The following is a 26,905-nucleotide window of genomic DNA, read 5'->3' as shown; positions in this document are numbered from 1 at the left end:
ACCACCCTACTGAAGTAGCGTGGTAGTCACCAAACCAAAGGAGCCCATACATGTATCATCATAACGTTATCTCACTCGATCTTGCAAAGCGTGTTATTCAAATAAGTAAAGTCAGCCCAACAGGTGAAATTTTCTTTAACAAAGCGGTTTCTCCTAAAAAGGCAAAAGAGATCATTGCCAATAGTAAACCATGCATCGTTGCCATGGAGGGCTGTGGTAGCTTTCATCATTGGGGGCGTTTTTCGCAAGCATATGGTCATATTGTACGAGGTATGCCGCCCAAAAAAGTAAAACCATTTATTGGTAAACAAAAAACAGATGCCAATGACACTATCGGAATTGCTGTCGCTGTTCGTCAACCCAATATGACTTTTTGCCAAGTGATGACGATTGAACAACAAAACTTGCAATCGCTTCAAACATCAAGACGCTTTTTAGATAAATCGTTAACTCAAATAGGTAATCATATCTATGCCTTACTATACGAATACGGTGTGAAACTAAATACAGGTAAAAAGTCTTTGCGTTTAGGTATGGAAGAATATATTTCTCCTGACAATGAAACATTACCCAATATCGTTAAAGTATTACTTGGCGTACTGCAAATACAGTGGCTGGAAACCGAGAAACAATACAAGACGATAGATAAATTATTACAGCGACAAGTCACACAATCTGAGCCTTGTAGGCGATTGATGAAGCTTGAAGGCGTCGCAGAAATTGGAGCCGCAGGTTTATTTTGTAGTTTAGGTAATGGACAAGGATTTAAAAATGGTAGACAAGCATCAGTGTATATAGGAGCAACACCAAAGCAGCATAGTAGTGGAGGAAAAACTATTATGGTTGGAATTGACAAAAAGGGAGGCGATAAGAAATTACGTTCCGTGCTTTACCTTGGTGCATTATCCTATATTACTAGCCTTCCCGATAAGCCAAAAAGCCAAAAGCAACAATGGCTAATTGATTTAGTCAAAAGGGCTGGAGTTAAGCGAGCTTGTATTGCGTTAGTAAATAAAACGATCAGAACGGCATGGGCACTATTGCGTTCAGGGCAAAGCTATCAATCGATTCCTTTATCAATGGAGAGCTAAGTGTCCGATACACCTTAATATAAACGTTGTTAAACCGAGTTCTACAATGATGCATAACTAAAAGGTAAGACCAACCTCTTGAAAACCTACTTATCCCGAAAGCTTTAGAAGCTATCAATACGAATAGGACAAGAGGTGCGAAAACATCAAAGGTTAGAAGGTAGCTCCTTCAATTAAAAACCGCATATACGCACGCATCTTAATTTTAGTAAAAAATCATTGTAAAACGGGGGGAGTCCATATACGGGATAAGAAATTAGCTAACCCCATTAAGCTATTGGTATTATTAATTTTTTATTTCTTGAAAGGTATTTTTTCTTAGAACAAGGCGAATTTGCGTACGTAATAGCTGGCTATTACTAGCGAATTCAACGCAGTTATCAGGAAAAAGGCCCTCAAGAAAGCAAGTTGTTATCCCGAATTGAGGTTAAATAGACAATTTTTCAAACTAGGCTAACTCAAACCGCGCTAGCTCGAGTATGGTAAAAAGGTAACGCCGATTGCTGTTGCTTTTCCGCTGTTTTAATTCTTACTTAACAATGGGTCATTAAGATTGACTCACAATACTTGAATGTAAAATTATCAAAATGCTTCATGATTTTCGATATAGCTTTCTCGCAGTTGCTTAGGCGTTAAATCAAATTGGTTTTTAAAAGCGGTTACAAAATTTGAAGTGTGGTTGTAGCCTGCAATATAAGCAGCTTCGCCAATCGTTTTGTTGTCGAATAACAGAGCATTTCTAGCTAATTCTAATTTTTTCCAACGAATATACTGCTTTAATGTCATACCATAACGAATCTTAAAATAGCGCTGTAAGGTGCTGATACTTGAGCCTAAATAGCGTTCTAGTTCTGTTAGGGATAAATTCTGTTCAAGTAGAGACTCTAGCTTAGCCTCATACTTAGTCTGTCCTTCCTTACGTTCTATTTTCGGATTTTCAGCCGTCTCAGATAACCTTTGATGTTCTTTAATAAGCTTGCTGTAGTTAGCAGAAATGAGCCTAAAAGCTAATTGTTCAGCCAATAGTTGAGAGTGAAAGTTATCACTTTGATTCACTTCAAATAGGTGATTAATCAAGTTAGAGATAAGCATTTTAGTGTTCAGCTCACTCGTTTCTCTCACCTCATCAATTGACCAATCAAATACTAGCTTTTGCTGTTCAAAAATAGTATTTAACTGCTCGAGATCTTGTTGGCACTTACAGCGAGATAATAACCACTCTTTGGTCATGAAAACATTGAGTTTCTTAACTTTATTACCCTTGTTAAAGAATCGCTTAAACTCACTCGGTTTATTAATAATACTAACAAAGGTAAGCGGGCTTGGTTTAGCTGAAAATTTAAACTCGGTACCATCAATTGCATAATGCACTTCACCTTCTAATAAAAAGTTAATGCTAATCCCCACCTCAAGTGTTGAGTTTATTTCGCCGGTTAAAACTTCAAATGCATCCGCTACATGAAGGCTCAATCCAGCTGCTAGCTCCTCAAAGCTAAGTTGCCCAGATAGTGCTTTAACCGATTGTGCTGATTCACTAAAACAAACTCTAGTCTGTCGAAAACCAGCCGCTTTTACTTTCTGTAGTAATTCATCCTGTGTAAATGTTGAGCTGATTGGCATTTTTATCCCCATGACGATTTAGCATAACAAATTGGCGATCTAGCAAAACACTTTTTGATAGATGATTATCAATATTTAAATATAATATTGATAATCATTCTCACTTGCAATTAATCATAGGAAATAAAATGTCTTTATCGCAATATCGTGCTTCGGCCATTGCACTCGCTATTAGTAGCGCATTCATCAGCCCGGTATTATCCGCTGCAGAATCTAGTTCAGACGACATAGAAGTTTTGAAAGTTTGGAGTACTCAAGTTAAAACCTCCTCTTTATATTTACGTGGTGATGAAATCGTTAGCAAACAAGCCGACCACATTAGTGATTTACTGCGTACCATTCCAGGAATTGATGTAGGGGGTGCGCACTCTTTAAATCAAGCGATCACAATTCGAAGCTTAGATGATAAAGATTTAAAAATATCAATTGATGGTGCTAGCCAAAACTCTTACATGTATCACCACATGGGTAACTTACAAATTCATGCTGATATTTTAAAGTCCGTTGACATTGAGATAGGAACCAATTCTGTCATCAACGGCGGTTTAGGTGGCGCAGTCCGCTTTGAAACCAAAGAAGCAAAAGATTTATTAGCCGATGATCAGCAATTTGGTGGTCGCATTCAATTGGGCCATGGTGATAATTCAGGTACTACAGCGTCATTAACAGGTTACGGTCAATTAACCGACTCTATCGATTTTTTAGCTTATTTTAATAAAGTAGAAAGGGATAATTTTGAAGTTGGGGGCGGCAATATTTTAGACCATAACGGTCAGTTAATCCCAGATACTGATGGTAAAGTCAGAGGTATCGCTGGTGATTTAAGTGATGTCTTGTTTAAATTTGGCTACGATTTAGGCGACTCACAACGCATTGCGATTTCATACGAAACATATAAAGATAAAGGCAATTATAGCTACCGCCCAGATATGGGATTAGCGACCGATATTGCGATTAGAGATGCCATGATAGATTTATGGGGGTTAGAAACGCCACTAACTTGGCCGACTGAATTTACTCGCGACACCCTCACTTTATCTTATGTTGGCCAGTTTGGGAACACAACTGAGATCAGAGCATCACTGTTTGAAAATGAAAGTGAGTTATGGCGTGACGAGAGAGCTTGGGGTGAAGAAGATGAATACTCAGGTTATGTCACTGGTAAAGCTATTAACCAAGGTCTTAACCTAATTGGTGAAACTTCGTTTGAGGTTTTATCTAAAACTCATAACTTTACTTATGGCTTTGACTATTTACTTTATAAAACACAATACAATCACACGCCTGTCTATGTAGGTGAAGCTTCTTCTTCTGCTGAAGAACTTAAAAGTATTGGCCTTTTCGTTCAAGATAAAATTGAAGTGACCGATGCGTTATTTATTACTCCGGGAGTGAGGTACGATAGCCAAGATTTAGATAGTGTTATGGTTGATAAAGTATACAACCAAACGTCTTTTGCTCTAGCGGCAGAGTACTATTTAAGTCCTAACTTAGTTGTGAAGCTAAGCTCAACTGAATTATTTAAAGCACCAGAAATCGCAGAGGTATTTACTGGAGCGGGTAAAGATAATACGCCACATCAAGAAATCAAAGCTGAAACAGGCTTAAACAGTGAGTTAGCACTCGCCTATCAGACTCAAATTGGTTCAGATATCAAATTAAGCACGGGCGTTACTTTTTTCAATACCAAAATCAATGATTACATTTATGATTATGCAACGGCTAAATGGACTCCTGATAATATCGGGGATATGAAAATCACGGGTTCAGAAGTTTACCTCGCATTAGATATCAGTCACTTCAAGGCAAGTCTTTCGTATTCAGATGCTGACAGTGAGTTAGATGCCGCTGCTGGATATGAGAAATTTCATGAAGCACGTTTAGATAGATCTCAAGGGGATACTGCTTCCGCTGAGTTTAGCTACCTAATTGATAGCGCAGATCTCACCTTAGGCTGGAGCATATTGAATGTAGCAAGCATAGAGAATGCTCTAGATATCAATGGCGCTTCAGAAAATAAAGCAAAACAAGGTTTTACGACACACAGCATTTCCGCAAGCTGGAAGCCGCAAAGCATGCAACAGCTCACTTTAGTAGTTGGAGTTGATAACTTATTTGATGAATATTATGCCTCTCAATCATCACGTACAGGTCTATCAAAACATCCTAAATTTGGGGACTTAGCCTTAACGGATTACGAACCAGGGCGAAATATAAAAGCCACGGTTAGCTATTCGTTCTAATTTAAATTTATACCCAAGTCTTATACCCAAGATTCTTAAAGCCACTTGGGTATATTAATTTTTATTAGAGCTAACTCAGATCTAATTTTATGATGAATAAAAGACAATTTTATAATTGGTCAAGGCTGTTGCATATTTATATGTCGACAGCCTTATTTAGCTTGCTCATTTTTTTTAGTGTCACTGGTATTACGCTCAATCACTTAGAGTGGGTGAGCACCACCAATGAACCAAAAAGTTTACAAGACCAATTGCCCAACTCAGTTCTAAACAAATTAAAACCACCAATCTCTGAAGCCTTGTTAATTTGGCTTGATACTAAATATGGTCTGTCATCAGCGACTAACATTGAATGGGATCAAGATAATCATGAAATCTTACTCGATTATCCATACCCAGCAGGGTATGCCTATGTAATTGTGAACATTAACAATGGCCAACTAACAATTGATTACCAAAACGGTCAGTTTTGGCAAGTCGTGAACGATCTGCATAAAGGGCGCCATGCAGGTAAAGCTTGGTCTTGGCTCATTGATATATCTGCTGGTTTCATGGTGTTTTTTTCAATTACAGGCCTAATCATTCTTTGGCAAAACCGGCCAAAACGAAAATTAGGTATAGCGTTAACAGTATTAGGAACGGTTACACCAGTATTCATTTTTATCCTATTTGTACCAAAACTATCAGGAGCTTAAAGATATGTTTTATCGCATGGCTATCATTTTCACTTTGATATTGATAGCACCCATTCAGTCTATGGCGGCAACTCAAGTTAACTTAAGTGTCACCATTCCAGCATTAAATGTTAACCCATACCATAGACCTTACGTTGCCATTTGGCTCGAAAATCAAGATCGTCAGTACATCACAACCATAGCACTTTGGGCTGATGACATGGAGTGGTACAAAGATTTACGTCAGTGGTGGCGTAAAGCCGGCCGCACGACACAAAGCTTTGACGCCGTCACTGGTGCGACAAAAAAACCAGGTAGTTATGACGTGAAGTGGATTGCAGCAGATAGCAAAGGTAATGCAATCCCTGCAGGTAGTTACAATTTAAAAATTGAAGCTTCACGCGAAGAAGGTGGCAGAGAATATCTAAAAATCCCAATTCAGATTGCTAAAAACGGACGTTTTTCTTTGCAAGGAAAACACGAGCTAGGCCAAATAATCATAAATACACTTAATCAGGAACAATAATGAAAATAACAAACTTAATGACACAACTAAAAAATTTAGTATGGTTAATCAGTTACTTATCTTTCTTTTTCTCAGCTAATTCTTTAGCGCATGGCCGTTGGTTATTACCGAGCCACACCAACATTTCAGGTAATGCAGAACACGTCATAACTTTAGATATGGCGATTTCGAATGATTTATTTCAGGGTCACTACGGTTTTATTCAAGCTTCTCAAATTGCAGATATGTCTAAATTAACCGCAACCCCAGCGTCGTTAGATGTAATACTGCCAGATGGTGTATGGCGTAAAGATATACCTTTTCATTGGCTTAAAATTCGCAGTTCAGGATTTGATACCTTAACTCAAACAGGTACCCACCATTACGTATTAAACCAACCACCCGTTTATTTTGTCATTTTTAAAGATGCCAGCGGAAAATTAGATCGACGCTTTGGAAAACTATCTCAAGTAGATTTACCATCAGGCGCCGAAGTGGTTTCTACTATGCGCTACATGCCTAGTATCCATACGTTTGTATCTCGAAATGCGCTAACCAAACCACACCGTTTAAATAAAGGCTTAGAGCTTATTGCTAGTAACCACCCAAATGATTTATTTGCTGGTGAATCAGCGCAATTTGAAATTTATTTTTCAGGAAAACCGCTCAATGAAGAAATCGAAGTTCAGGTAGTAAAAGGGAATACTCGTTATCGTAATGAAAGAAACCAACAAACCTTTAACTTAAAGAACAGCCATAAATTTACCGTTAATTTTGCTGAAGCAGGTATGTATTTGATAGAAGCTGAATTAAAACGCCCCTCTACTGAAACAGGGATTGAGCTTGATCGTTGGGCTTTATTTACTACTTTAGAAGTTAGCCCTGAATAATCCCAATCAGCCTATAGTTCCCAGAGGATTATTAAAATGAAGAAATTAACAACCGCTCTGCTAGGCGTATTAATCAGCCTAAATACTTCGGCGAGCGAAGTCGCCCATTTCAAAGCGAAACCTGTTACGGATTTAAGCTCTGCATTGTGTAATTTGAAACAATATGATCAGCAGCTTAGAAGATTAACGTCTAAAACCAAGATGACATTTTCAGACAGTGCTCAGGTACACGAGTTAACTTATACTTTAGAGGTGGCATTACAAAAGGTAAAAGACGAAGTGAGCCGTGCAGCAGCCGAGTTAGAGAAGTCACACAAAGCGTCTGAAGTGGCCAACTTTTCTCTTGTAAAACAAGCTTCAGCTGAATATTTAAAAGTGACTAAAGTCTTAACCACTCCGCTAAATTGCAAATAAAGTGCAAAGGCAGCTAAACTGATATAGAGCTGAATCAATATAAATTGCGAGTATCAGAGCCATCACAGACAGTTCAATTCAAGGCGTATCATTGCAGGAATGTAGGCACCTTTCAAAATGATACAACACAGAAGTGAGCTGTCTCTGAGGTTCCTGAAAGGCTGGGCTAAAAGCTATTTATTCTGCGTTAAGTCGGCTTGGCATAGAACCACTATGTCAGTGCCAACTTGCCTTGCCTAAATGGCTTTTATCTCCAGCTGATTATCGCTATTTATATTGATTTAGCTCTACCTAGTGGCTTGAGAAGATAGGCAATGGAATGACAAACTCATCCATTGCCCTAGAAGATTAAACGGCCGAAAAACTATTCGGCTTTAAGCTTCCAGTTTACTGTTTGGCCAGCATAAAATGGTACGATAGGGTTTCCGTTTGGCAAAATAATTTCTGCCGGAATTTGCCACTCTTCTTTAACTAAAGTAACAGTTCCTTCGTTGCGTGGTAAACCGTAAAAATCAGCACCGTGATGGCTTGCAAAGCCTTCTAACTTGTCTAATGCATCTAACTCTTCAAATACTTGAGTATAAAGTTCTAATGCACTCCACGCACTGTAACACCCAGCACAACCACAAGCCGATTCTTTCATGTGTTTTTCATGCGGTGCAGAATCTGTACCTAAGAAGAATTTTTTCGAACCGGTTTTAACTGCGTCTCTTAATGCTTGCTGATGCGTGCTTCTTTTTAACACAGGTAAACAGTAATTATGAGGCTTAACCCCACCGACTAATAAATCGTTACGATTTAACATTAAATGCTGAGGGGTTATAGTAGCAGCTAAATTGTCTGGTCCTTCAGCAACAAATTGCGCTGCATCTGCTGTCGTAATATGTTCAAAAACAATTTTTAATTGCGGCAAACGAGCCACGATTTTAGTCATGTGCTCGTCAATGAAAGCTTTTTCACGGTCAAAAATATCAATTTCATGGCGAGTCACTTCACCATGTATCAATAATAATAAGCCTTGTTCAGCCATAGCTTCAAAAATTGGGAACATAGCATCTAACGCACTCACAGCAGCATCAGAGTTAGTTGTAGCACCAGCAGGGTAAAGCTTACAAGCCACAGCACCAGCTTGTTTTGCAGCGGCTATGTCTTCTACTGTGGTAGAGTTGGTTAAGAATAAAGTCATTAATGGCTGAAAATTACTTTGCGCTGGTTTCGCCGCTAAAATGCGCGACTTATATTCAGTCAACATTGCAGCATTAGTCACAGGTGGCACTAAGTTTGGCATTACGATAGCACGGCTAAAGCAACGTGCTGTCGCAGCTACCGTTTCAGTTAAAATATCACCATCGCGAAAATGTAAATGCCAATCATCTGGCGTTTGAATTGTAATTTGTGTCATCACATACCTATATAAACTTTAAATTTACTGTTTAACAATAAACGTATTTTCTACTTTGCTATTTGATATGTAACTGCGACAAACCAAATACCGTCTTTCTTTTCACTTTTAATTATTTTACGATTAATTACTTCGACTTCCTGCACTTTTTGTTGAGTACTAAACTCGAATTGCGTTGAAGTATGATTCCCTTGCTTCTGTTGTTTAAGTTGGCTTACTCCTGACACCAGAATTTTCTGACTCTGAGCCGCAAAACTATTTGCGTCAGCTTCAGCCAAGCTTTTAGTACGACCTTGACCATACGCAATATTACTGCCGGACAAATTGTAAAACCAATTTGGTGGTATTAAGTTTTTGATCACTTCTGTATAGCGAACGTCTTCATCTTGCAAGCTGATTGTAACCGGCTCAAATTTCACATTTGTTTGGCGTACATATGCTTGATCGACTATATCTGTTAAATAAGTTTTTTTACCGAACTGAAAATGAACGGCCACTAACTCTAAGGCATTATTATCAAAGTTAAAAAAGACTGCTGTTTTGAGATTACGTAAATTACTCCGGATCTTACGCGCTTGTTCTTTAGTCACCTCAAATTTTATTTTTTCTTTAAAATTATTAGTCGTTGCCCTGACCGAAATATACATTTCTTCATCATCAGGATCATAAGATAAATATTTAACTCTAGGCTGACCAAATAGGCTTGCCAACATTAATTCAGCGACACGTTTTTGTGTGCCTGGTAAATTAATATTCCAATTATGTTCAGATTCAGCCAAGGCCATTTTATAATCATAAATAGCATTTATATTTTCACTGTCCGTTAAAAATTCATCAAACTGGACTTTTTTATGTTTATTTTTAAATTGCTGTATATGCTGATTTTTAAGCATTTCATAGAAATATAATTTTAATATTTCCATTTTTTGCGCAAGCTCAAGATCAGCAACGGCTATATTCAGTTTGTGTTTTTTAATGTACTGGCGATAAATGTTATCCGTTCTATGCCGAGAGCCACTATTCCACTTAACAAAATTAGCTTCACGATTTTCAATAATAGATGCATCATCGGAAAAGATTCTAACCAAGCTATTTTCACTAATTTCTGAACTCAATTTATCTTTACTGCTTGTAATAGTGTTCAGTTTTTCTTTAGTTGAATTTTTAACTTTTTGATACGCTAATTTTGTATCATTAATCGTTTCAGTAACTGTTGCACATGACGTAATACAGCCAAACAAAACAGTCACTAAAGCTAGTTTTATAAATTTGCTCATCATTTAATTTCCGTATTAGTAATAAAGCATAAGGTTAGTTTGTGCCACCTACGACAAGTTCATCAACTTTTAATGTAGGTTGACCGACACCGACTGGTACGCTTTGGCCGTCTTTTCCGCAGACACCAACGCCTAAATCTAATTTAAGATCATTACCAACCATAGAAACTTTCGCCATAGCTTCTGGGCCATTGCCAATTAATGTGGCACCTTTTACTGGCGCGGTGACTTTACCGTCTTCAATTAAATAAGCTTCCGAAGTTGAAAACACAAATTTTCCTGAGGTTATATCAACCTGACCACCACCAAAGTTTGGTGCGTAAATACCTTTTTTAACTGAAGCAATAATCTCTTCAGGGCAATGCTCACCTGGCAACATATAAGTATTAGTCATGCGAGGCATAGGTAAGTGGGCATAACTTTCGCGGCGACCATTACCTGTAGGTTCAACGCCCATAAGACGAGCATTTTGCTTATCTTGCATGTAGCCTTTTAGTACACCTTTTTCAATTAAAACGTTGTATTGACCTGCAACGCCTTCATCATCAACGCTGACAGAGCCTCGACGATTTGCCATAGTGCCGTCATCAACTATGGTACAAAGCTCGGAGGCAACAGATTGGCCAATCGCGCCAGAATAAGTCGACGAACCTTTGCGGTTAAAGTCACCTTCTAAACCATGTCCAACAGCTTCATGCAGTAAAACACCAGGCCAACCCGCGCCAAGCACAACCGGCATAGCGCCAGCTGGTGCATCAATCGCGTCCAAATTAACTAAAGCCTGCTTAACTGCAGCTTTGGCATAACTGTGATACCTTGGTTCACCATTTAAAGGTTCGAAGAAATAGCTGTAATCTGTTCGGCCACCACCGCCACAATTGCCCACTTCACGTTTGCCATTAGATTCGACGATAACGGTACAATTTAAGCGTACTAAAGGTCTTTCATCCATAGCTAAAGTGCCATCACTTGCGGCGATTAATACTTCTTCATATACCCCAGTTAAACTCGCGATAACTTGCTTTACTTTTGAGTCTTCAGCTCGAGCAACTTGCTCTATATCTTTTAACAGTTGTACTTTTTGTTCTGGCGTTAAAGAACCTAACGGGCTTGCACCTGTATATATAGGTGTTGTTTTAACTTGCTTTAAAACTGGCGTTTGGAAACTCGCCGAACTTGAAGTTATACTTCTCGCGGCTTCAGCTGCTTTATTCAACGCCGCTAAATTAATTTCATCTGAGTAAGCAAAGCCAGTTTTTTCACCTTCAACGGCCCTAACACCGACACCGCGTTCAATATTAAATGAACCATCTCTGACGATTCCATCTTCCAGAACCCAAGATTCGTGCTGGCTTGCTTGAAAAAATAAATCTGCATAATCAAGTTTACGCTGATGCATAAAAGCCAATGTTTTTTCAAGTTCAGCTAAGTCTAACTGACTTTGAGTTAATAAGTGTTGGTGTACAGAGTTCATGAGATTCACTTTAATTTTCTATGTAGCAAGTTTGGCATTTTATGCCTAATTTGCGTGATTTTATCTAAATTTATTTCACAGCTTAATGTACCGATTTGTACATTTTGCTGGCTAATGATATTGCCCCAGGGATCAACGACCATTGAATGTCCCCAAGTTTCTCGGCCATTTTCATGAGTTCCAGACTGATTAGCTGCAACAATAAAACATTGATTCTCAATGGCTCTTGCTTGAAGTAATACTTGCCAGTGAGCTTCACCTGTCACTTGCGTAAAGGCGCTTGGAACACAAATGATATCCGCATCAAGTGCCTGCATTTGTCGAAACAATTCAGGAAAACGCAAGTCATAGCAAATGGCTAATCCGAGTTTGGCAAAAGGCGTATCAATCACGACGACTTGATTCCCAGCCATAGTTGTTGCGCTTTCTTTATAAGTTCCGGTACTGTCGCTTACTTCAACATCAAACAGATGGATTTTATTATACTGTGTTTTGCAACTGCCGTCTGGTGCAAAAACCAAACAAGCAGCATGGAAGCGCTCATTTTGTTCAATTGCAACCGGCATACTGCCTGCAACAATCCAAATATTGTGTAACCTAGCTTGTTCTGCCAAAAATGACTGAATAGGTCCATCAAGGTAGTTTTCTTTTATGCTTGCTTGGCTGATATCTCTACCGCCAAAAAACGCAAAGCATTCAGGCAAAACGACAAGATGGTTTTCATATCTGGCTAAGGCATTGAATTCGCGTTGCAAAAAGTCTAAATTTTTTTGCACATCGGGTTTAGAATTCATTTGAACTGTCGTAACGACTAGCTTGGTATTATTCACTAACGGGCTGCTCTATAGTTGGCTCTGCTGGTTTTGTTTCCGCCGGTGGTGCTGAATTATTACTGCTCTGGGGCGCTTTTTTCGGTTGTGCTTGAGTTGCAGGTTGTTTAATTTTTTTCAGCTTAATTTCTTTACTTTCTCGACCAGTTTCAACTACTCTAGGGTTATCTATTGTTCCCGTAATTGAGAATTTAATTTGCGAGATTACATCAGCCGACTCTAGCGCCTGATCGATTGCAAGAGCTGCAATGCCTGTGACAGGGTTAACCATCCAAGCAATGATAATAGGTAAACTTGAAGTTACTTTTGGCGAAAACTGTACTTGATAGTCGATCTCTTGAGTCACTAAGTTAGCATTACCTGATACATCAATATTACCCGGTACACCATCCATTCTGGTGTTATTTGTATAGGCTAAGCCATTGGTCAGCTTTACATCGCCTTTCATACCATTATAAAAAAAGCCTTTACTAAACACGTCTCTAAAGTCGAGTTTAAGTTTACGCACAAGCGAATCTATACTTAGCAAAGATAAAATTCGAGTCCCTTTATCAGAAACCTCAGCCAAATAGCCTTGCCCTAGTGTCCAATTGATATCACCATTAAGGTGTTTGTTACTAAGACTCAATGGCGAAGTTGGCCAATTTAGATTGAATTTTGCGTCGACAGATGAATCTCTAATCACGGTTGATAATTGATAATCTCTTAACCAATGGCCAAAATCTTTACTCGATAAATGGCCTGTAATTTTGGTTTCATGTTCTGCCTTGTTCTTCATCAACCAACTGCCATTTGCACTTATCTGATGCTCCCTATATTTCAATGAAAAATCTTTCAACAGGATTTTTTCATTAGCATCTCTAAGCATTAAAAATTTTACTTGGCCTAAGTTTTTCTCATCTAGCTTACATTCTCGGCAGTTAAACTTGATGGGCGGTAAATTTTGATAAATTTCCGCTAAATACGCTTGCTCAATCGGTTCGGCTTCCGCTTCTTTGTTATCTGTCGCCAGCTTAATCCAGAGACGTTCGGCTTCAATTTCGAGTCCCCCTAGCTGTAGATTTTCATGCGCATTTATATTGCCTTTAAACTCGTCAGCAATAATAAAACTTCGCCAAAACTCTTCTTGTAATGAGGTATCAAAATTCACACTGTGCCAGTTCAGTGGCCCCAGTGTTAAGCTATCGACTTTACCTCTAATCCTTTGAGGTATCCCTATTATCGGTTGTCCACTTTGTGTTTGCTTGGTCAAATCTTTATTTAAATCAGAGATAAAAGTTAGATACTCATTCAAATCAGCTTGCTCTAGATAGGCTGAAATATTAAAGCCTTGTGCTGGTTCAGATAAAAACTCACTACCCAAAACTAAATAAGCACGGCTAAATGCAACTTTATCGTGTGGTAACACAGCTTTAAATCTTAAGTCGTTTGCTGATTTAAGTTCAACCGAGGAACTTTCCATATCTCCGTATATCGTAAAATTGGTATTCCGGATAATATCTGCTGATTTGTTAAAGGGTTGAGGTAAATCTAAATTTACGCCATGTAAGTCTGATGCTATGTCTAATCGATAACTAAATCCATTTTTAGGTAGCTTTATCGCTAAATGACCATTAACTTGAGCGGTTCCTTTGACACGGTCTGCCAAAGAGAGGTAACGAGACTGAGTCAAAATTGCATCTAAAGGCCAATTTCCTCTCAAGTCTAAATCAACCAAATAGCCCTGCTCGCCTTGCTTTGCATTCAAATCGACTTGATATGGGACTGATCCCCAATCAAAGGTCAATTTATCAGCTGATAGCTTGTCCATATCGAATTCAAGCAGCCCGTTTACTCGCTGAAACACAAAGCCTGTTGGCTCAATTTTTAATTCATTGCCATTAAATAAAACGTCACCGCGAACATTTAACTCATTCACATTGTGTAAGGGAATATTTAGCTCTAGATTAGCCGTTAAATCGCCTGTCACTGTTAATTGTTCCAGCGTCTTGCCAACTGAGTCCTTGAGACTACCTTTTTGCATTACTTCTGTTGCGGCCTGTCCCGTCGCGGTCAAGTTTGCATCGAGTTCAAGCGTCACACTTTTTGAGTCTAACGCTAAAATTTGAGCGTTTAGCTCGACCAATTTCGCATCGAGCATTTTGCCTTTTTCACTATAGAAGAAGAGGCCATCATTATAAAAAGTTAGCTCTAAAGCTAACTCATTAACAGCCGGCCAATTTGGCTGAAAGGCAAAAGTGGCATTCTCCGTGGTAATGCGTGACTTAAATATGCCTTCGCTAAATTGAAATGGATAAGCGCTTGGGTTGCCTTGCCAAAAAAGTTCAGCCGATTGTACATTACCGTCAACTAATGCCTTTTCTAGATATAGGAAGGTGTCATCGCCCATTAACTTCCTGGGTAGGAATAACGGCACATCTTTAACTTTTGTTTGCCCTATTTCGGCAAAAACAGCAAGCTCAACACCTGTTGATGAAACCGGATCAGGCCGGACCATTACCTCAGCTTTCCCCTGAGTTTGGGCTAAGTTAATATCAATACTTGGGATTTTTAACAACCAATCTTTTTCTGATTGATAACTAAAAATAGATTGAAATTGGATCGCATTAACTTCTAATGGTTGCTCAAAAATAACCGGCCAGTTAATCGTCTTTTGCTCGATAATCCAATCACTCACCAGTGTATCTGGGGAAGCAATTATTTTACCTGTTAGCCCATCCATTTCAGGATATTGCCCAAAGCTACGCCATTTTAATTGTGCAACTTCTGCAGACAATTTCCAGTTTTGACCTTTTTCAGCCCAGAGGTGTAAATTAGCAATTTTGGGCGTGGCATAGATTTGTTTGCTAAATTGCGCTGCAAGCTCAGGTAATTCAAATAGAGGAGCAATGTATTGTAATGGGCGTAAATCTATTTCTTTAGCATTAAACTTCCAGCTGTTTTTGCTGTTTTCAAATAAACTTGATAGCGGAGTATAACTAAAATCACCATTAGATAACTGAAGTTGATCAAGCTGGTAATTATCTTTATCTTTGTCAAAAATAGCCTGAATACGACCTGAATCTAAATTAATAGATTGGAGCTGTTTTGTATGATTCCAACTAAGCTGGCTAGGTTTAAAGTCGACAAGCCAAGACTTCAACTGACTGTTCTCTATATGTAACCAACTTTCAAACGCTAAGTTACTCTTTATTTCTTCAACACTTGGGCTTAAAAAAGGCTTGAGCCAAGCAGAGAAATCAACCCCGTCAGATTGAGTATAGAACTGCCCGGTTAGTTTTTCTTTGCCCGAATCTTTTAAAGATAGAATAAATGCTAGCTTTTCGTCTTTGAGCCCTTCTAAACTGAATTGCCCTACCCCTTGGTGCATATTACCTTGGTTAAACCAATTTAGATTATCAACACTGATTATATGTTCTGTCTGCCCTCGAGTGATCAGTGTTATTTGGCTATTCTGTAAATCGAAGCGCTTAAATTTTGACAAGAAGATATCATTTAATAAATCTAATAACGCAATTTCATTACCGCTAGAATTTGCAGTTTTTAGCTTTTCTAAGTCAATCAGTACATCGACCCCATCCAGTACAAAGTTACTGACGATAAAATCTTGCTTTGTGATTGATTGCCAAAAGTCGATTTCAAGATCAACTTTTTCAATATGAATTAAAATCGGTGGCTGACTTTCTTGTAAAGAGATAAATTGAAAGTCAGATAATTGAATAGTGGGACCTAAATTTTGCCAATCGGCATTCAATTGACCTATTTGTATCGGCTGTTCAAACTCATTTTCAAACCAAGTTGCAATTTCAGTTTTAAACTCATTTGCGTAAGGTAAACCCACGCGAATCGCACTTAAAGTCAGTGCAAAAAAGACTAAAATAAATGCGACACTCAGCCATAAATGTCGAATTGCATTTGCAATTAAACGGGTAATTACCACTAAATCATCACCACATCATATTTTTCTTGGCCATACATAGATTCAGCTTTAACTTTTATTTGCTTACCAATAAATAGCTCTAGTTCACCTAGCGCTTGAGACTCTTCACTCATAATATATTCGCATATTGCAGGTGAAGCATAGACAATAAAACGATCCGCATCATAAGCTCGATTTACTCGAACGACTTCGCGTAATATTTCGTAACAAATGGTTTCAACCGTTTTAAGCGTGCCTCTACCTTGGCAAGAAGGGCAAGCATCACATAAGACATGCTCTAAGCTTTCACGAGTACGCTTACGCGTCATTTCAACTAAGCCCAGTGCAGAGAAACCGTGAACATTACATTTTGTTCTATCGTGTGCAAGGGCTTGCTCTAAACTGTGTAACACTCGACGTTTATGATCTTCACTTTGCATATCAATGAAGTCAATAATAATAATCCCACCTAGGTTTCTAAGCCTGAGTTGTCGAGCGATTGCTTGAGTAGCTTCAACATTGGTATTGAAAATTGTATCTTCTAAATTTCTATGACCAACAAACGCACCAGTATTGATATCTATTGTCGTCATAGCTTCCGTTTGATCTATGATTAAATATCCACCAGATTTTAATTGCACTTTTTTCTCAAGCGCACGTTGGATCTCATTTTCAACTTCAAACAAATCAAAAATAGGTCTTTCACCTGGGTAGTATTCTAAAGCGTTGCTTAGATTGGGCACAAATTCTTTAATAAAGCTTTTTAGCTCTTCGTGTGCTAGTTTTGAATCGACTCTCACTCTTTCTAATTGAGTACCAACAAAATCTCGGATGATACGAAACTCGAGCGTTAAATCATCATATAAGCAGCGGATTTTGCCACTTTGTTTTTTTTGTTTAGATATTTTTTGCCAGAGTCGCTTTAAAAATACTGCGTCTTGTTCTAATTCTGTTTCCGAAACGCCTTCTGCAGCAGTTCGAACAATAAAACTACCACTCTCATCTGAGAACTGGCTAATCAGTACTTTTAATCTTTCTCTCTCTTCTTCCGTTTCAATTCGCTGTGATACACCAACATGTTGCGCATCTGGCATGAGAACTAAGTATCGAGAAGGGACAGTAATATCTGTTGTTAATCTAGCACCTTTTGTGCCTAGAGGATCTTTTACTACTTGGACAACGATAGCTTGACCTTCTTTGACTAAGTCTCGAATATCTCTAACCGGTAAGTCTTCTCTAGCGATTGCTTCCTCTGCATTTACAGCTTCGTGTACCGTAATGTCAGATGCATGTAAAAAGGCGGCTTTATCTAAACCTATATCTATGAATGCGGCCTGCATGCCAGGGAGTACTCGGCTCACTTTGCCGCAATATATATTGCCAACTAAGCCCAGCTTTGCTTGCCGCTCTATGTGAACTTCTTGCAAGCTACCATTTTCCACCACAGCAACTCGAGTTTCTGTAGGCGTAACATTAATTAATAACTCCGCACTCATATCTTTCCTTAATTCAGTTGCTTAAAGCATAACGCTAGTAATTGTTTAGTTTGATACAGAGGCAAGCCAACTATCGCAGAGTAATTACCTGAGATATGTTTGACGAATTGGCCTCCAATTCCTTGTATCGCATAGCTTCCAGCTTTATCAGCTGGCTCACCAGTTTGCCAATACTCAAGGGCCTCTTTCTCTGTTATCTCAGCAAATTCAACTTGGCTAATCACAATTTCTTGATAGTGTTTATTATCAAAAACGATAGATACAGAGGTCATCACTTGGTGCTTTTGACCTGAGAGTTTTAACAAAGTTGCGATCGCATCCGCTTGGTTTTTAGGCTTACCTAGAATCAGGTTATCTAACACGACTATAGTGTCAGAACCTAAAACTGGTCTAGTTTTATCACTTTTTTCCCAACCTGCTTTTGCTTTAGATTGCGCTAATCTATTTACATGCGATTCAGGCTCTTCATTTTCAAACGGTGTTTCATCTATTTCGGCGTGTAGTGTATCAAACTGAATATTCAGTTGGGAAAGTAACTCCTTTCGTCGAGGAGATTGTGAAGCAAGGTAAATAGCTTGTGACATTATCGAATTCTCAATTTTCGACGGTATTTTCTCAACATTAAAAATGCCCAAGGCCAAATCAATGTATTGATTAATGTTGGCCACATTAGTCCAGGAAAAAACTCTGCCGTGGTTAAAAAGTGTTGTGCCCAATAAATCGCTAAATGATAAAAAGCACTCATTAATCCAACAATTAATGCTTGTTGCCATAAAGAAAAATTACGAATCGTTAAATGATTGACCGCTGCAACATAGCTGACGAATGCTAAAACTAAGGCGTGAACCCCAAGCACAGAACCCAAGAGTACATCGAGTAGCAAGCCTGTAACCCAAGCAGTGCCCACATTAATTTTATGTGGCATCGCGATTGACCAGTAAAACAAAACAATCAATACCCAATCAGGACGAAAAGCTTCTGTTATCGCTGGCATAGGTGCGATTGCAAGCACCATAGCAAGTAAAATACTACAGTAAATTAAGCTGCGAGAACCTATCATGGTTTAATAACCTCTTTACGTTCCGTTGGCCATAGTAATAACAAATATCTGATACGTTCTAATTTAGCGATAGGCTTAGCGACAATTTGAGCAAAAGGTAAACTTTCGTTAAATCTCACTTTTGTCACCTCTGCAACTGGATACCCTTCTGGAAAAACATTTCCTAAGCCTGAGCTAACCAATAAATCACCTTCTTGGATATCTGTTGAATGCGGCACAAAACTTAAAGTTAATCTATTGTATATGCCAGAACCTGCCGCTAGGCTTCGTACGCCATTTCGTGCAACCCTAACGGGTATAGAGTGAGTATGATCTGTAATCAATAAAACTCGACTTGTGGTCGACCCCACACTGACAACTTGGCCCACGATACCATTTTCATCTAAAATGGCTTGCCCTTCGAATACACCGTTAAGCTGGCCTCGATTAATCACGACTTGTTGACTATTAGGATTACTTTCTACCGACATAACCTCAGTGACCATTTTGCGCATATCCTGACGCAGAGGTGAATCCAACAAGGCTCTTAATTGATCATTTTCACGTTGTAAAATAGCCAAGCGTTGCAATTTTTCACTGAGAACTAAATGAGATTCTTTTAACTTTTGATTTTCAGCGAGCAAGTGACTTCGTGATGAAAGGGATTCACTGGACCAATAAAGCATTTTTTGCGGTAAATTAGCAGCATATTGAATCGGGCTAACTAAAGAGTTTAAATACACCCTAACTTGTTCAAAACCATTGAGTTTATGATCTACAAACATAAAACAAACAGATAGCAGCACAGCAATAATAATTCGAGTTTGTGGTGCTGGACCGTTACCAAATAGTGGAGTCATAATAAATTGCTTTAAACAAGAAAGTCGGCAAGCGCCGACTTTTTAAACCTTAATCGTAGGAGAATAAATCGCCGCCATGCATATCTATCATATCTATGGCTTGACCACCGCCACGAGCAACACAGGTTAACGGATCATCAGCAATCACAACCGGAATGCCTGTTTCTTCCATTAATAATCGGTCGAGGTCTTTGAGTAAGGCACCACCACCGGTTAACACCATGCCTCTTTCACTAATATCAGAGGCCAATTCTGGTGGTGATTGCTCTAGTGCAACCATAACAGCACTAACAATACCCTGAAGTGGCTCTTGTAGCGCCTCGAGTATTTCATTGCTATTTAGAGTAAAGCTTCTTGGTACACCTTCTGCCACATTGCGGCCTCTAACTTCAATTTCTTTAACTTCATCACCCGGATAGGCTGAGCCAATTTCGTGTTTAATTCTTTCCGCAGTTGCTTCACCAATTAAACTACCAAAGTTGCGCCTAACATAAGAAATGATAGCTTCATCAAATTTATCGCCACCGATTCTGACAGAAGACGAGTAAACAATACCATTCAATGAAATAATCGCGACTTCTGTGGTACCGCCACCGATATCGACAACCATAGAACCTGTCGCTTCAGATACTGGCAAATCTGCACCAATAGCAGCTGCCATTGGTTCTTCAATTAAATATACTTCTCTTGCACCCGCACCCAAAGCAGATTCTTTAATCGCTCTTTGCTCAACTTGCGTTGCCCCACAAGGTACACAAATTAAAACTCTAGGACTAGGACGTAAAAAGTTGTTGCTATGAACTTGCTTGATGAAATATTGAAGCATTTTTTCTGTGACATAGAAATCAGCGATAACGCCATCTTTCATTGGTCTAATAGCTTTTATATTACCCGGTGTACGACCTAACATTTGCTTAGCGGCAGCACCGACAGCTGCGACACTTTTTTGACCGCCAGCTCTTTCTTGACGAATTGCAACCACTGAAGGCTCGTTTAAAACAATACCTTGATCTTTCACATAAATAAGCGTGTTTGCGGTTCCTAAATCGATTGATAGATCATTGGAAAAAACACCACGAAATTTTTTCAAAAACATGAAGGGAAATCCCTATTTAACTATAGACGGCAAAACTGCGCTAACTTTACCAATGAGGCAAGAATTCAGCAAGTAAACTAATCAGTAAATACACGATTAGTTAATAATTTAAGCTTTATTAGCTAATCAAGCTCACTAATTCATAATTATCCGGCAGATTTTACCACTTGCTGTTTAACTAAATCATTAAAAATATATTCTGGTTGTTGAGTCATTAACTCGTATACTTGTTGATACGCTAAAACCGCTTTAACATATTCCCTTGTCTCTTTATATGGGATGGTTTCAATCCAAATATCGAGCGGTTGAGGTTTATCTTCTGGTATCCATTTTTTGACTCTGTAGTAACCTGCATTATACGAAGCTATCGCGAGTGGCACTCTATCTGATAAGCGCTCAATTAATTGACCTATATACTGAGTACCTAATTTAATATTGGTGTTTGCATCAAACAGTTTATATTTATTAATTCTTTTACCATACAACATCTTTGCAGTGCCTGGCATTAGCTGCATTAAACCAAGTGCACCAGCGGAAGAGTTTGCATCAGACATAAATGAACTTTCTCTCCTGCTAATCGCCATCGCTAAAGTAGAATCAATCCCTGCTTTATCTGAATAAGTTTTAAATGAGTCCGCGAATGCAAACGGAAAACGAATTTCAACATCATTATGATACCCAGCTTGTGATATTCCTCGTAAAGCCTGATCATACCAATGCCATTGGCTAGCTAAGTAAGCAGCAGCGGCTTGCTCCTCTTTACTTAAACCAAGCTTAAATTTATTCCATTCACGTCTAGCAGAAGTGTGTCGTTCTAATTGCAAAAATTCATACGCACGCTTAGCACCAGGTGCTTCAGCTAATTTATCAACTAATAATTGATTTAGAGGATAACCTTGATGATTTAATTTCGGCTTAGAATTGACTTGTGCAGCAGCTAAAAAACCATAATAGTGACGAGACTGCGCTAATTTACCTAATCTGTCTTTAGCCGTATGTTTCACTCCAATCTCATCTTGAGCGCGAGACAACCAGTACTGGTAAATAGACTGATTAACAATGCTTTCCGGTAACGACTGTATAAGAGATGCAACCTCTATCCAATCTTGCGCAACTAGGTAAGTTGCTAAATGCCAGTGGGCAATTTGATTATCGATTTTATGCTTAGGTACTTGCTTTAACCAAATTTTGGCATCCTCATGCTGTTTACTTGCCAATGCTAATGCAAATGTATACTTAATTTGATCGATTTGAGCCGCACTCAATTTGATTTGCTTTGCGTATGTATGCCAGTGCTTAATTGCCGCATCTGGGTCTCTCCAAATTAAGCGTTTAAGGCCGTAATATTGGATATCAATGTCATCTTTTTCCGTCGATTTAAAACGAGATATCTGGGTTATATAGGCAGGGTTCTTTCGCACCCTATGCCATTTTTTAGCCCAGGTTTTATCGCTATCCGAAACAAGTAGCTTAGTTAAATATGGTATTAAAGAGTGACTACCGCCATCTGCAGCCAGTTTGATTCGATTTTTAATCGAACTTTGCTCAATTAAACCCGCATCTTTCCATTGTTTGAATAAGGGGTCGCAAGCTTTCGGTTGAGATTTTCCAACAACCCAAAGCTTTTCAACTTGCTTAGAAATATCTTTAATTTTAGCGCCAATTGCTAACTCAGAGCGTAAAAATTGGCAGTTTAACTCAGCATTACTGGTTGGCTTGAAGTCGTTTATAAATAGGAGTGGTTTATTTTTTTTAGCTAAATATTCTAGCCACTTAGCTCTAAGTGGCCATTCTAGTGGCGTGCCTTGATATAAAGCTAAAAAGTCTCTAATTTTTTCTTTGTTAGATAAATAAGGGTGTTTGCTTAGATAAGCGAGTTCAACATACGGTGCTAAAGGATAATCTGCTAATTGCTTTAACATCTTATTATATGTCGAAACTTTACCCGATCTCGCTGCTGATTCAGCTTTAACAAACAGCTTCCTTTGTGCCTCGAGTTCAACAGCCCCGAGCGGGAAACAAATAATTAATACTAATAAAATAAATTTATTAAACAAAAATGAATCCTTTGAACTTAAATAAATACTGTCAAATCAATATTCAAACGCCCGTTTGAATAAAACAAATTACCTATTACACTAAAGTATATAAATAACTTAGTAGTAACAAGGTTCTGCTTAGATTGAACCAAGTTAGCACATACTCAATTATATTGCAGACAAAAAATTGAGTTTGATGCTTTCCAAAAATTTACATTAGTTGGAGTTGTTCATGCTATATGAAGGTAAGAATATTCAATTAGTTCAACAAGAAAATGGTTTAGTTGAACTTATTATTGACTGTCATGGCTCGGTAAATAAATTCGACAAAGAAACGCTAGAAGAATTTAACCAAGCCATCATCACAGCACAATCAACCTCGGGTTTACGCGGACTTCTTCTGACTAGTAATAAAACGGCTTTTTTAGTCGGTGCAGATATCACGGAGTTCATTGCAAAATTCGCCTTACCTGAAGCCGAGCTGGCAAGTTGGATAAAGTACGCAACTGATATTTTCGACAGATTGGAAGACCTGCCATTCCCAACCGTTTCTGTCATTACAGGATTTGCTTTAGGTGGCGGCTGTGAAACCATACTAGCGACTGATTATCGGATTTCCGATGACACAGCGGTTATCGGTTTACCAGAAGTGAAACTAGGCATTATGCCTGGTTTTGGTGGTACAGTCAGAATGTCTAGGTTAATCGGCGCAGATAATGCGATGAAGCTGATAACCACAGGTAAAAATACGACAGCAGCAGAGTGTCTTAAATTAGGAATTGTCGATGCGGTTGTCTCTAAAGACAAATTAAAACAATCAGCTTTAGAAACATTAATCCAAGCTGCTGATGGTGAGTTTGATTGGCAGCAAAAAAGAAACCAGAAACTAAAACCATTAAAGCTTAATCAAAATGAATCTTTAATGTGCTTTAGCTTAGCAAAAGCTATGGTATTTCAAACTGCAGGCAAGCATTACCCCGCCCCTATGATGGCCGTTAGTACAATTGAACAAGGCGCTCGTCATAATCGGCCGCAAGCAATGGAAATTGAGAATAAAAACTTTGTTCATTTAAGCAAAACATCACAAGCAAAAGCATTGGTCGGCCTGTTTTTGGCAGATCAGTGCATAAAATCTAAAGTCAAGAAATTAGTCGTAACACCGCAGGAAATTAACAATGCAGCTGTATTGGGCGCGGGTATTATGGGAGGCGGAATAGCCTATCAATCAGCATGCAAAAATATCGCGATTACCTTAAAAGATATCAATCAAGAAGCATTAGATTTAGGTATGTCGCATGCCTGTAATTTACTAGAAAAACAGGTAGCTAGAGGCAAGATTACCGCAGCACAAATGGGAAAAATTATTTGTAAGATAAACCCAAGTTTAGATTACGCCAGCTTAAATAATGCAGATATTATTGTTGAAGCTGTGGTTGAGAACCCTAATGTAAAATCACAGGTATTGGCAGAAGTGGAAAAGCATGTCAATTCCAACTGTGTAATCACCACAAATACTTCAACCATTTCAATTGATTTACTCGCGGAGTCGCTCGATCGCAAAGATAAATTCTGCGGTATGCACTTTTTTAATCCAGTACATAGAATGCCCTTAGTTGAAATAATCCGGAGTAAATACTCTTCAGAAGATACGATCAACAAAGTCGTTCAATACAGCCTTGCTATGGGTAAGTCGCCGATAATTGTCAATGATTGTCCAGGCTTTTTCGTTAATAGAGTTTTGTTTCCTTACTTAGCCGCATTCAATCAACTATTGGTGGATGGAGCAGACTTTATTCAAATTGATAAAGTTATGGAGCAAGAGTTTGGTTGGCCTATGGGACCAGCTTATTTACTAGATGTTGTTGGATTAGATACCGCATATCATGCACAAAGAGTAATGGCGAGTGGTTACCCACACAGAATGCCACTGGCTGAAACAAATATTATTCATGAATTATTTGAGCAAAATAACTTAGGCCAAAAAACCAATTCAGGCTTTTACCTCTACAGCAAAGATAAAAAAGGTAAAGTCCAAAAAACACCTAACTTGGATTTAATCAGTAGACTGGAACAACATGGCTCTAAACACTTCAGCTCAGAAGAAATCATTCAACGTTTAATGATACCCATGATCAACGAAACGATACTTTGTCTTGAAGAAAACATTATATCTTCAGCTGAAGAGGCTGATATGGCTCTGATTTACGGTTTAGGATTTCCTGCTTTTAGAGGGGGTGTTTTCCGTTACATTGAAACCCTAGGGTTAGCCGAATTGGTTAAGCAAGCAGACACTTATTCAAAATTGGGTCCCTGCTATCAATTAACTCCGAATCTACGTTCAAAATCAGAAACAAATAAGTACTACCTAGCCAATTAAGCGAGATACCATAATGAAAAATGCAGTGATAGTTGATTGTGTTAGAACACCAATGGGACGCTCCAAACAAGGTGTGTTTCGAAATATACGATCTGAAGATCTATCTTCAGAAGTCATGCAACACCTAGTTAATAGAAACCAAATAGATCCAGTCATTATTGAAGACATTATCTGGGGCTGTGTTATGCAAACAAAGGAGCAAGGGTTCAATATTGCCAGAAATGCGGCATTACTTGCTGATTTACCCAAAAGTATAGGCGCAGTTACAGTAAACAGACTATGCGGTTCTTCCATGCAAGCAATACATGATGCAGCAAAAGCTATTATGACAAATAATGGAGATGTATTTCTTGCCGGTGGAGTTGAGCATATGGGACACATACCTATGACTCATGGTGTAGACTTCCATCCTAGTTTAGCCTTAAACACAGCCATGGGCTCTGGTTCTATGGGGCTGACAGCTGAGCTGCTCGCAAAAGTAAATGGCATTAGTCGAGAAATGCAGGATGAATTTGCCATGCGATCTCATCAAAATGCATACTCTGCAGCTTCAAACGGCCTATTCGACAATCAAATGATTTCAGTAATGGGTCATGATTCAGATGGAGGTTTAGCTAAAATTAGTTCAGATGAAGTGATTAGGCCAGATACAAATCTTGACAGCTTGTCCAAGTTACCAACCGTCTTTGATCCTAAAAATGGTACTGTCACTGCTGGTAGTTCATCCGCTTTATCCGACGGAGCTTCAGGCTTATTAATTATGTCAGAAGAAAAAGCAAAACAGCTTGGACTCAAGATTAGAGCTAGAATTCTTTCTATGGCTGTTTCTGGCTGTGATCCTGCCACTATGGGCATAGGTCCAGTCCCAGCAAGCATAAAAGCCTTACAAAGAGCGGGCTTAGATTTATGCGACATAGATATCATCGAATTAAATGAGGCATTTTCAGCCCAAGCGTTATCAGTATTAAAAGGGTTAAATTTATTAGATAGTTATCAGGATAAGGTTAACTTAAGTGGAGGAGCTATTGCACTGGGGCACCCATTAGGCTGTTCAGGGGCAAGAATTACAACTAGTTTGGTCAATCTTTTAGAGCAACAAGATAAAGAGTTTGGCTTAGCTACTATGTGTATCGGCTTAGGCCAAGGTATTGCTACCGTCATAGAAAGATGTAATTAATCTTTCTTTTTGTAATTTTGACATTTTCTTAATTTGGCATTCTCTCTTCGAAGCTGCAGATCTATCCGCTGCAGTTTCGATATAGTCTAAACTTACCACATTTCTTACTCTTAAATACTTAGCCGACAATTTAGATTTAGACTTGTGTTCCTTAAATCGCCGAATAACATTAGTCGAAATTCCCGTATACAAAGAATTATCATCCGATCGAATCATATAGACGAACCAAGTTTCTGTTGAATTCATGCTGATTAAATGGTGTAGATTAAGTTTTAATGAAGGGGATTGTAACAGAAGAAGGAATGAAAAGCCTGGCAGTGTGCTACTCTCACATGGGAACTCCCACACTACCATCGCCGCTATTAGGTTTCACTTCTGAGTTCGAAATGGATTCAGGTGGTACCCTAATGCTATTGCCGCCAGGCATAAACTGTAGATTTAACTTAGCTGCCAAGCAGTCCTAAATTAAAGTCTTTAATCTG

At 38.7% G+C, this 26,905-nt stretch carries 21 protein-coding genes and 1 rRNA gene; 8 read left to right on the top strand and 14 right to left on the bottom strand.

Annotated features, from left to right (window positions below; translation table 11 throughout):
• Positions 1–50: 50 nt before the first annotated feature.
• Complete coding sequence (locus XM47_RS16800) at positions 51–1,091, top strand: IS110 family RNA-guided transposase (RefSeq protein ID WP_048695151.1); 1,041 nt, start codon at positions 51–53, stop codon at positions 1,089–1,091.
• Between the two features lie 582 nt (positions 1,092–1,673).
• Here the strand turns inward: XM47_RS16800 and XM47_RS16795 are convergent.
• A complete protein-coding gene (locus tag XM47_RS16795; RefSeq protein WP_048695147.1) occupies positions 1,674–2,711 on the bottom strand; it encodes a helix-turn-helix domain-containing protein in 1,038 nt (345 codons plus the stop codon).
• Between the two features lie 128 nt (positions 2,712–2,839).
• Between XM47_RS16795 and XM47_RS16790 the strand changes: the two genes are divergently transcribed.
• From XM47_RS16790 to XM47_RS16770, 5 genes are all read left to right on the top strand, one after another.
• Positions 2,840–4,954: a TonB-dependent receptor domain-containing protein gene (locus tag XM47_RS16790; RefSeq protein ID WP_048695144.1), complete on the top strand. Its 2,115-nt coding sequence runs from the start codon at positions 2,840–2,842 to the stop codon at positions 4,952–4,954.
• A gap of 89 nt (positions 4,955–5,043) precedes the next feature.
• Entirely contained in the window at positions 5,044–5,649 is a 606-nt protein-coding gene (locus XM47_RS16785; protein ID WP_077066594.1) for a PepSY-associated TM helix domain-containing protein, read from the top strand.
• Positions 5,650–5,653: 4 nt separating this feature from the next.
• Complete coding sequence (locus XM47_RS16780; protein WP_048695139.1) at positions 5,654–6,154, top strand: DUF2271 domain-containing protein; 501 nt, start codon at positions 5,654–5,656, stop codon at positions 6,152–6,154.
• Positions 6,154–7,023 (top strand): DUF4198 domain-containing protein, encoded by an 870-nt coding sequence (locus XM47_RS16775; RefSeq protein ID WP_048695137.1) that lies wholly within the window; start codon positions 6,154–6,156, stop codon positions 7,021–7,023. The genes XM47_RS16780 and XM47_RS16775 overlap by 1 nt, the downstream gene beginning before the upstream one ends.
• Before the next feature lie 36 nt (positions 7,024–7,059).
• Positions 7,060–7,437, top strand: coding sequence for a DUF6746 family protein (locus XM47_RS16770; RefSeq protein WP_048695135.1), 378 nt, complete (start codon positions 7,060–7,062; stop codon positions 7,435–7,437).
• A 364-nt stretch (positions 7,438–7,801) separates the two neighbouring features.
• Here XM47_RS16770 and pyrC read toward each other — a convergent pair whose 3' ends face one another.
• From pyrC to XM47_RS16715, 11 genes are all read right to left on the bottom strand, one after another.
• Positions 7,802–8,839: a dihydroorotase gene (pyrC, locus tag XM47_RS16765; RefSeq protein WP_048695132.1), complete on the bottom strand. Its 1,038-nt coding sequence runs from the start codon at positions 8,837–8,839 to the stop codon at positions 7,802–7,804.
• A 50-nt stretch (positions 8,840–8,889) separates the two neighbouring features.
• Positions 8,890–10,119 carry a hypothetical protein gene (locus tag XM47_RS16760; protein WP_048695131.1) on the bottom strand — a complete coding sequence of 410 codons (1,230 nt, stop codon included), beginning with the start codon at positions 10,117–10,119 and terminating at the stop codon, positions 8,890–8,892.
• Between the two features lie 31 nt (positions 10,120–10,150).
• Entirely contained in the window at positions 10,151–11,590 is a 1,440-nt protein-coding gene (tldD, locus tag XM47_RS16755) for a metalloprotease TldD (RefSeq protein WP_048695129.1), read from the bottom strand.
• Between the two features lie 5 nt (positions 11,591–11,595).
• Positions 11,596–12,420: a carbon-nitrogen hydrolase family protein gene (locus tag XM47_RS16750; RefSeq protein WP_245623492.1), complete on the bottom strand. Its 825-nt coding sequence runs from the start codon at positions 12,418–12,420 to the stop codon at positions 11,596–11,598.
• Positions 12,413–16,360, bottom strand: a complete 3,948-nt coding sequence (locus tag XM47_RS16745; protein WP_048695126.1) for a YhdP family protein — start codon at positions 16,358–16,360, stop codon at positions 12,413–12,415. Before XM47_RS16745 ends, XM47_RS16750 begins: the two co-directional genes overlap by 8 nt.
• A complete protein-coding gene (gene rng, locus XM47_RS16740; protein ID WP_048695123.1) occupies positions 16,360–17,835 on the bottom strand; it encodes a ribonuclease G in 1,476 nt (491 codons plus the stop codon). Before rng ends, XM47_RS16745 begins: the two co-directional genes overlap by 1 nt.
• A gap of 8 nt (positions 17,836–17,843) precedes the next feature.
• Positions 17,844–18,419, bottom strand: coding sequence for a Maf family protein (locus tag XM47_RS16735; RefSeq protein WP_048695121.1), 576 nt, complete (start codon positions 18,417–18,419; stop codon positions 17,844–17,846).
• Positions 18,419–18,895 carry a rod shape-determining protein MreD gene (mreD, locus tag XM47_RS16730; protein ID WP_048695120.1) on the bottom strand — a complete coding sequence of 159 codons (477 nt, stop codon included), beginning with the start codon at positions 18,893–18,895 and terminating at the stop codon, positions 18,419–18,421. Before mreD ends, XM47_RS16735 begins: the two co-directional genes overlap by 1 nt.
• Entirely contained in the window at positions 18,892–19,734 is an 843-nt protein-coding gene (mreC, locus tag XM47_RS16725; RefSeq protein ID WP_048695117.1) for a rod shape-determining protein MreC, read from the bottom strand. The genes mreD and mreC overlap by 4 nt, the downstream gene beginning before the upstream one ends.
• A gap of 49 nt (positions 19,735–19,783) precedes the next feature.
• Positions 19,784–20,830: a rod shape-determining protein gene (locus XM47_RS16720; RefSeq protein WP_048695114.1), complete on the bottom strand. Its 1,047-nt coding sequence runs from the start codon at positions 20,828–20,830 to the stop codon at positions 19,784–19,786.
• A 146-nt stretch (positions 20,831–20,976) separates the two neighbouring features.
• Complete coding sequence (locus tag XM47_RS16715; protein WP_048695112.1) at positions 20,977–22,887, bottom strand: transglycosylase SLT domain-containing protein; 1,911 nt, start codon at positions 22,885–22,887, stop codon at positions 20,977–20,979.
• Between the two features lie 214 nt (positions 22,888–23,101).
• Here XM47_RS16715 and fadB point away from each other — a divergent pair, with 214 nt between their 5' ends.
• The gene (gene fadB / locus XM47_RS16710; RefSeq protein WP_048695107.1) at positions 23,102–25,246 is read left to right on the top strand and encodes a fatty acid oxidation complex subunit alpha FadB; all 2,145 of its coding nucleotides are present in this window, start codon (positions 23,102–23,104) and stop codon (positions 25,244–25,246) included.
• 13 nt (positions 25,247–25,259) lie between these two features.
• Positions 25,260–26,423, top strand: coding sequence for an acetyl-CoA C-acyltransferase FadA (fadA, locus tag XM47_RS16705; RefSeq protein WP_048695104.1), 1,164 nt, complete (start codon positions 25,260–25,262; stop codon positions 26,421–26,423).
• Here fadA and XM47_RS19525 read toward each other — a convergent pair.
• Entirely contained in the window at positions 26,382–26,639 is a 258-nt protein-coding gene (locus XM47_RS19525; RefSeq protein WP_216595998.1) for a GIY-YIG nuclease family protein, read from the bottom strand. The genes fadA and XM47_RS19525 overlap by 42 nt on opposite strands.
• 93 nt (positions 26,640–26,732) lie before the next feature.
• Positions 26,733–26,847, bottom strand: a 5S ribosomal RNA gene (gene rrf, locus XM47_RS16700).
• Positions 26,848–26,905 lie beyond the last annotated feature (58 nt).

The sequence above is a fragment of the Catenovulum maritimum genome, from assembly GCF_001050375.1.
GTDB lineage: Bacteria > Pseudomonadota > Gammaproteobacteria > Enterobacterales > Alteromonadaceae > Catenovulum > Catenovulum maritimum.
This window is presented reverse-complemented; position numbering and strand designations above follow the sequence as displayed.